This is a genomic window from Streptomyces sp. NP-1717, assembly GCF_022695985.1.
GTDB lineage: Bacteria > Actinomycetota > Actinomycetes > Streptomycetales > Streptomycetaceae > Streptomyces.
This window is the reverse complement of record NZ_JAAPBF010000012.1, coordinates 64,924-71,478: the sequence shown is the minus strand read 5'-3', so window position 1 is coordinate 71,478 and position 6,555 is coordinate 64,924. Positions and strand designations below refer to the sequence as shown.

At 69.1% G+C, this 6,555-nt stretch carries 7 protein-coding genes; 4 read left to right on the top strand and 3 right to left on the bottom strand.

Going from position 1 to position 6,555, the window contains the following annotated elements:
* The 4 genes from GXP76_RS04620 to mmsB form a co-directional block, all read left to right on the top strand.
* Positions 1-880: hypothetical protein (locus tag GXP76_RS04620; RefSeq protein ID WP_242570113.1), on the top strand; the 880-nt coding region annotated here is incomplete at its 5' end.
* A gap of 18 nt (positions 881-898) precedes the next feature.
* Positions 899-2,008, top strand: a complete 1,110-nt coding sequence (gene chvE / locus GXP76_RS04615) for a multiple monosaccharide ABC transporter substrate-binding protein (RefSeq protein WP_374359817.1) — start codon at positions 899-901, stop codon at positions 2,006-2,008.
* Entirely contained in the window at positions 2,005-3,546 is a 1,542-nt protein-coding gene (gene mmsA, locus GXP76_RS04610; RefSeq protein ID WP_242570111.1) for a multiple monosaccharide ABC transporter ATP-binding protein, read from the top strand. The genes chvE and mmsA overlap by 4 nt, the downstream gene beginning before the upstream one ends.
* A 5-nt stretch (positions 3,547-3,551) precedes the next feature.
* The gene (mmsB, locus tag GXP76_RS04605) at positions 3,552-4,796 is read left to right on the top strand and encodes a multiple monosaccharide ABC transporter permease (protein ID WP_242570110.1); all 1,245 of its coding nucleotides are present in this window, start codon (positions 3,552-3,554) and stop codon (positions 4,794-4,796) included.
* Positions 4,797-4,835: 39 nt separating this feature from the next.
* Here the strand turns inward: mmsB and GXP76_RS04600 are convergent, their stop codons facing one another.
* From GXP76_RS04600 to GXP76_RS04590, 3 genes are read right to left on the bottom strand one after another with little or no spacing between them, the layout of a single operon-like run.
* The gene (locus GXP76_RS04600; RefSeq protein ID WP_242570109.1) at positions 4,836-5,153 is read right to left on the bottom strand and encodes a DUF6510 family protein; all 318 of its coding nucleotides are present in this window, start codon (positions 5,151-5,153) and stop codon (positions 4,836-4,838) included.
* A gap of 1 nt (position 5,154) precedes the next feature.
* Positions 5,155-5,922 (bottom strand): ferredoxin reductase, encoded by a 768-nt coding sequence (locus GXP76_RS04595; protein ID WP_242570108.1) that lies wholly within the window; start codon positions 5,920-5,922, stop codon positions 5,155-5,157.
* Positions 5,892-6,491, bottom strand: coding sequence for a sulfite oxidase-like oxidoreductase (locus GXP76_RS04590; protein ID WP_242570107.1), 600 nt, complete (start codon positions 6,489-6,491; stop codon positions 5,892-5,894). The genes GXP76_RS04595 and GXP76_RS04590 overlap by 31 nt, the downstream gene beginning before the upstream one ends.
* Positions 6,492-6,555: the final 64 nt, after the last annotated feature.

Genomic DNA, 6,555 nt, shown 5'->3' with positions numbered 1-6,555 from the left:
CGCCGACGCCTCCCCGCACACGTTCCCCGACGGCGGTACCTGGCGTACCGAGATCCCCTCCGTCGAAGGCCCCGAAGCCCTCGCGGAAGTCCTCAAGGAGTCCTCCCGCCTCGATGTGCCGATCCACCGGATCAGCCAGGGCAGCGGCGTCTGGATGCTCACCGACGACGAGATCACCGAGATGGCCGGCGCCTGCGCGGCACGGGACATCGAGCTCTGCCTGTTCACCGGTCCGCGCGGCACGTGGGACATCGGCGGCGCCACCCGTACCGACTCAGGCGGCGGAGGTCTGCGCGCCCGTGGCCACGACGCCGTCGCCGGCTGTGTCGAAGACGCCCTGCGCGCCGCCGAGTTGGGCGTCAAGTGCCTCCTCGTCGCCGACGAGGGCGTCCTCTGGGCGCTGCACCGGCTCCGGGCCCGAGGCCTTCTGCCCGCCGACACCACCCTCAAGGTCTCGGCGCTCATCGGACCGGTCAACCCCGCCTCGTACGCGGTCTACGAACGCCTCGGCGCCGACTCGCTGAACATCCCCTCCGACCTCGCGCTCGCCCACTTCACCGAGATCCGCCGCGCCAGCCGCGCCCCGATGGACCTCTACATCGAGGCACCCGACGACCTCGGCGGCTACGTCCGGATGTACGAGACCGCCGAACTGATCCGCCGTGGCGCGCCCCTGTATCTGAAGTTCGGCCTCTCCAAGGCGCCCGGCATCTACCCGTACGGCGCCCATCTGCGCGAGATCACCCTGGCCACCGCCCGCGAACGCGTACGGCGCGGCCGGCTCGTCCTCGATCTGCTCGCCCGGCACGGCGCCGGCGGCGGCATGTCACCGCTCGGCTCCCGCCACCCCGGACCGCTCAACCGATTCCCGCTTCCTTAAGGACAAGGACTGATGACCATGCGCACCAGCCGCGCCGCACTCACCGTCGTCGTCACCTCGCTCGCCCTCGCGCTGACCGCCTGCGGCCAGAGCGGTGAGGGCGGGAGCAAGGAGGAGAAGAAGGGCGGCAAGGGCTCCACCGTCGGCATCGCGATGCCGACCAAATCCTCCGAACGCTGGATCGCCGACGGCCGCAACATGGTCGCCGAGTTCAAGAAGCTCGGCTACAAGACCGACCTCCAGTACGGCGAGGACGACGTCGACCAGCAGGTCTCCCAGATCGAGAACATGATCACCAAGGGGGTCGACGTCCTCGTCGTCGCCTCCATCGACGGCCGGGCCCTCGGCGACGTCCTCGGCCAGGCCGCCGACCAGGGCATCAAGGTCATCTCCTACGACCGGCTCATCCTCGGCACCCCGAACGTCGACTACTACGCCTCGTTCGACAACGAGAGGGTCGGTGTCCTCCAGGCGACGTACATCGTCGACAAGCTCGGTCTGAAGGACGGCGGAGGCGACGAAGGCCCGTTCAACGTCGAACTGTTCGCCGGTTCGCCGGACGACAACAACACCCGCTACTTCTTCCAGGGCGCCTGGAAGATCCTCAAGCCGTACATCGACGACAAGAAGATCGTCGTGAAGAGCGGCCAGACACAGCTCGACCAGATCACCACCCTGCGCTGGGACGGCGGCACCGCGCAGCGGCGGATGGACGACCTGCTGACCAAGTCGTACGGCTCACAGGACGTGGACGCCGTGCTCTCGCCCTACGACGGGATCTCCATCGGCATCCTCTCGGCCCTGAAGTCCGACGGCTACGGCACAGCCGCCAAGCCGTACCCGATCGTCACCGGCCAGGACGCCGAGGTCGCCTCGGTCAAGTCGATCGTCGCCGGACGGCAGACACAGACAGTCTTCAAGGACTTCCGGGCGCTGGCCAAGCAGGCCGCGCAGATGGCCGACGCGGTACTCAACGACAAGAAGCCCGAGGTCAACGACGAGAAGACGTACGACAACGAGAAGAAGGTCGTCCCCTCCTACCTGCTGGACCCGGTCAGCGTCGACAAGGCCAACTACCAGTCCGTTCTCGTCGACTCCGGCTACATCAAGGCGAGTGACCTGAAGTGACCGCACCCGTCCTGGAGATGCGCTCCATCGTCAAGACCTTCCCCGGGGTCAAGGCGCTCTCCGACGTCACCCTCAACGTCGCCCCGGGGGAGGTGCACGCCATCTGCGGCGAGAACGGCGCGGGCAAGTCCACGCTGATGAAAGTCCTCAGCGGGGTCCATCCGCACGGCAGTTACGGGGGCGAGATCCTCTTCCAGGGCTCCCCGTGCGCCTTCAAGGACATCGGCGCCAGCGAGGCGCGCGGCATCGTGATCATCCATCAGGAGCTGGCCCTCGTACCGTACTTGTCGATCGCGGAGAACATCTTCCTCGGCAACGAACACGCGAGACACGGGATCATCAGCTGGAACGAGACCCTGAAGCACGCCGCCGCGCTGCTGAGGAGGGTGGGACTCGCCGAGCACCCGCAGACCCGCGTCGCCGACATCGGCGTGGGCAAACAGCAGCTGGTGGAGATCGCGAAGGCACTCGCCAAAGAGGTGAAGCTGCTCATCCTCGACGAGCCGACCGCCGCGCTCAACGACGGGGACAGCGCACAACTCCTGCGGCTGATAAAGGAGTTGCAGGCGCAGGGCATCACCTCCATCATCATCTCGCACAAGCTCAACGAGATCGCCGAGGTCGCCGACTCCGTCACCATCCTCCGTGACGGCCGCACCATCGAAACCCTCGACGTGCGGGCCGAGTCGACCACCGAGGACCGCATCATCCGCGGCATGGTGGGCCGCGACCTCGACCACCGCTTCCCCGAACGCACCCCGCACGACGGGGACCCCGGGGCGCGGCCCGCACTGGAGATCCGCGACTGGACCGTGCACCACCCGATCGACCAGCAGCGCAAGGTCGTCGACAACGTCTCCATCCATGTCCGGCGCGGCGAGATCGTCGGCATCGCCGGTCTGATGGGCGCCGGCCGCACCGAACTCGCCATGAGCGTCTTCGGACGCTCCTACGGCCGCAACATCAGCGGGACCGTCCTCAAGGACGGCCGGGAGATCGTCACGAGGACCGTGCCCCAGGCGGTGGCACACGGCATCGCGTACGTCACCGAGGACCGCAAGCAGTACGGGCTCAACCTCATCGACACCATCGGCCGCAACATCAGCCTGAGCGCCCTGCCGAAGGTCGCGCGGCGCGGGATCGTGGACGAGCACGAGGAGACCCGCGTCGCCGAGTCCTACCGCACGAGCATGAACATCAAGGCACCGACCGTCTTCGAACAGGCGGGCCGGCTCTCGGGCGGCAACCAGCAGAAGGTCGTCCTCAGCAAGTGGATCTTCGCCGGGCCCGACGTGCTCCTGCTCGACGAGCCCACGCGCGGGATCGACGTCGGCGCCAAGTACGAGATCTACACCGTCATCGACCGGCTCGCCGCCCAGGGCAAGGCCGTCGTCTTCATCTCCTCCGAACTCCCGGAGCTGCTGGGGATGTGCGACCGCGTCTACACGATGGCCGCGGGCCGGCTCACCGGTGAGATCCCGCGCGCGGAGGCGACCCAGGAAGTGCTCATGCGCCACATGACCAGGAACACGAGGTAGCAGACATGGGTCCGGCCACCACCGACCTCTCCAAGTCCCAGGGCGATCAGCCGAAGCCCGCGCGCCCGCGCTCCTCGGCGACGCGAGATCTGCTGCTGGACGCGGCCCGGCGCAACATGCGCCAGTACGGCATGCTCATCGCGCTCGCGCTGATCGTCGTGCTGTTCCAGATATGGACCGACGGCGTACTCCTCAAGCCCAACAACGTCACCAATCTGGTCCTCCAGAACAGCTACATCCTCGTGCTGGGCATCGGCATGATGATCGTCATCATCGCCGGCCACATCGACCTCTCCGTCGGTTCCCTGGCCGCCTTCGTCTCGGCCGCCTGCGCCGTGATGATGGTCGAACACGACATCCCCTGGGTGCTCGCCCTCGTGCTCGGCCTCGCCATCGGCGCGGTGGCGGGCGCCTGGCAGGGCTTCTGGATCGCGTACGTCGGCATCCCGTCGTTCATCGTCACACTCGCCGGGATGCTGCTCTTCCGCGGCGGCACACAGATCTTCCTCGGCTCGCGCTCGCTCGGCCCGTTCCCCGAGGGCTTCCAGAAGATCTCCACCGGATACCTCCCGGAGATCGGACCGGTCACCAACTACCACAACCTGACACTGCTGTTGGGGCTGGCACTGCTCGCCTTCGCGCTCGTCCAGGAGGTCCGCGACCGCCGCCGCCAGAAGGAGTACGAGCTGGAGGTCCTGCCCCGCAACCTCTTCGTCACCAAGTGCGTGGCGCTCGCCGCGGCGGTCCTCGCCTTCACCATGACCCTCGCGAGCTACCGCGGCGTCCCGGTCGTCCTGCTGCTGCTCGCCGCGCTCCTCATCGGCTTCGGCTACGTGATGCGCAACGCGGTCGTCGGCCGCCATGTGTACGCGCTGGGCGGCAACCGCGCGGCGGCGAAACTCTCCGGGGTCAAGGACCGGCGCGTCACCTTCCTGGTCTTCGTCAACATGGGCGTGCTGGCCGCGCTGGCCGGGATCGTCTACGCGGCGCGCCTCAACGCGGGCGTCCCGCAGGCCGGCGTCAACTTCGAACTGGAGGCCATCGCGGCCGCGTTCATCGGCGGCGCGTCGATGAGCGGCGGTGTCGGCACGGTGCTCGGCGCGATCATCGGCGGACTGGTCCTCGGTGTCCTCAACAACGGCATGTCCCTGGTCGGCATCGGCACCGACTACCAGCAGGTCATCAAGGGCCTGGTGCTGCTGGCCGCCGTCGGGTTCGACGTCTGGAACAAACGCAGGGTGGGTGCCTGACCGGTTTCTGACGGGACGTCAACAGCGTTGCCGGGACAGTCAGGACGGCGGGCCGAGGGGGATGGCGAGCGAGGCGGCCCCCTGGAGGTCGAGCCACGCCGTCTCCGGCCCCCGGACCAGCCGCAGCACCACCCGCCCGCAGTCCGGGCACCGGGCCACCAGACCCGGTGCCCGGTCGTACACGCGCAGCCGGGCCACCGGACCCGTCGCGCCGCACCCGGCACAGCGGCCGACAGCGGCGGTCAGATCGACCGCGAAGATCTCGGAGAGCGGGCCGCCCAGCGCGTTGCCGTCGGCGTACGCCTCGCCCCTCTCCTGCCTCTCGTCCGCCTGATCGCGAGTCCCGTCGGCGTTCATCTCAACCTCCACTGGGGCCGAAGCGTTCGGTCCTGATCCGGTCGGGGGCGTGGCCGAGCCCGGTGAGCAGCGACGCGGCCGACTCCACGAAGCCGGTCGGCCCGCACACGTAACACGTCGGCCCGACATCGGCCGGCCAGCCCGAACGGACCAGGTCGTCCTCGCTCAACCGCCCGACCGGCCTGGGGTGTCCGGGCGGGGCGGTGCGCGTGTAGAGATACGCCGTGTCGAGGCCGGGTGCCCCGCGACGCAGTTCGGGCGCGTACAGCCGATCGTCCGGTTCGCGCACCGAGTAGAGCAACCGGAACGGCGCCCGCCCGTCCACGGCGCCGCGCACCCGCACCATCGACATCAGCGGCACCAGCCCGGAGCCGCCTGCCACCAGCAGCACCGGCTCGCGCTGCTCCGGCCGCCAGACGAACCAGCCGCCCACCGGACCACGCAGCTCCACCCGGTCGCCGGGCTCCAGCCCGTCCATCAGATACGGCGACACCTCACCGTCCGGGACCCGCTGGACCGTGAGCTCGACACGCTCACCGTCGGGAGCGGACGCCACCGAGTAGCTGCGCTGCGTGCTGTACCCGTCCTCGGCCGTCAGCCGTACGTCGACGTGCTGGCCCGCCAGATGCCCCGGCCAGCCGGGCACGTCGAACACCAGCGTCCGGGCCGTCCGCGACTCGGCGCGCCCGCCGACCAGCTCCGCCACCAGCCAGCGGAGCCGTCGGGGGACGACACCTCCTAGTCGCCCTGGTACCGCTGCTCGCGCCACGGGTCACCGTAGGAGTGATAGCCCAGGCCCTCCCAGAAGCCGGGCTCGTCGTCGAGCAGCAGATCGATCCCGCGCACCCACTTCGCGGACTTCCACAGATACAGGTGCGGCACCAGCAGCCGCGCGGGGCCGCCGTGCTCGGGAGCCAGTTCCTCACCGTCGTAACGGTGGACGATCCACGCCTTGCCGTCGAGAAGGTCCTCCAGCGGGAGGTCGGTCGTGTAGCCGCCGTAGGAGTGGACGAGGGCGAACTCGGCCGCCGACTCCACGTCCTCCAACAGCAGGTCGAGCGAGACGCCCTCCCACCGCGTGCCGAACTTCGACCACTTCGTCACACAGTGCAGGTCCACCGTCGGTGTCTCGCCGGGCATCGCCATCAGGCGGGCCCAGTCCCAGGTGTGCTCGGCGCCCGTCTCGGTCCTGAGGGTGAACTCCCAGTCCTCGTGCGTCACGCGCGGTGTGGGACCGGCGGAGAGGACGGGGAAGTCGTGGACCTCGTACTGCCCGGGCGGCAGATCCCGGCCGGGGGCCGGGCGCCGGCCGTGGAATCCGCGCGAGACGATCGCCATGGCGGGACTTCCTTCCTCCGCCCGGACGGTCGGGAGCACGGTCCGGACGGCCTCCGACCAGCGT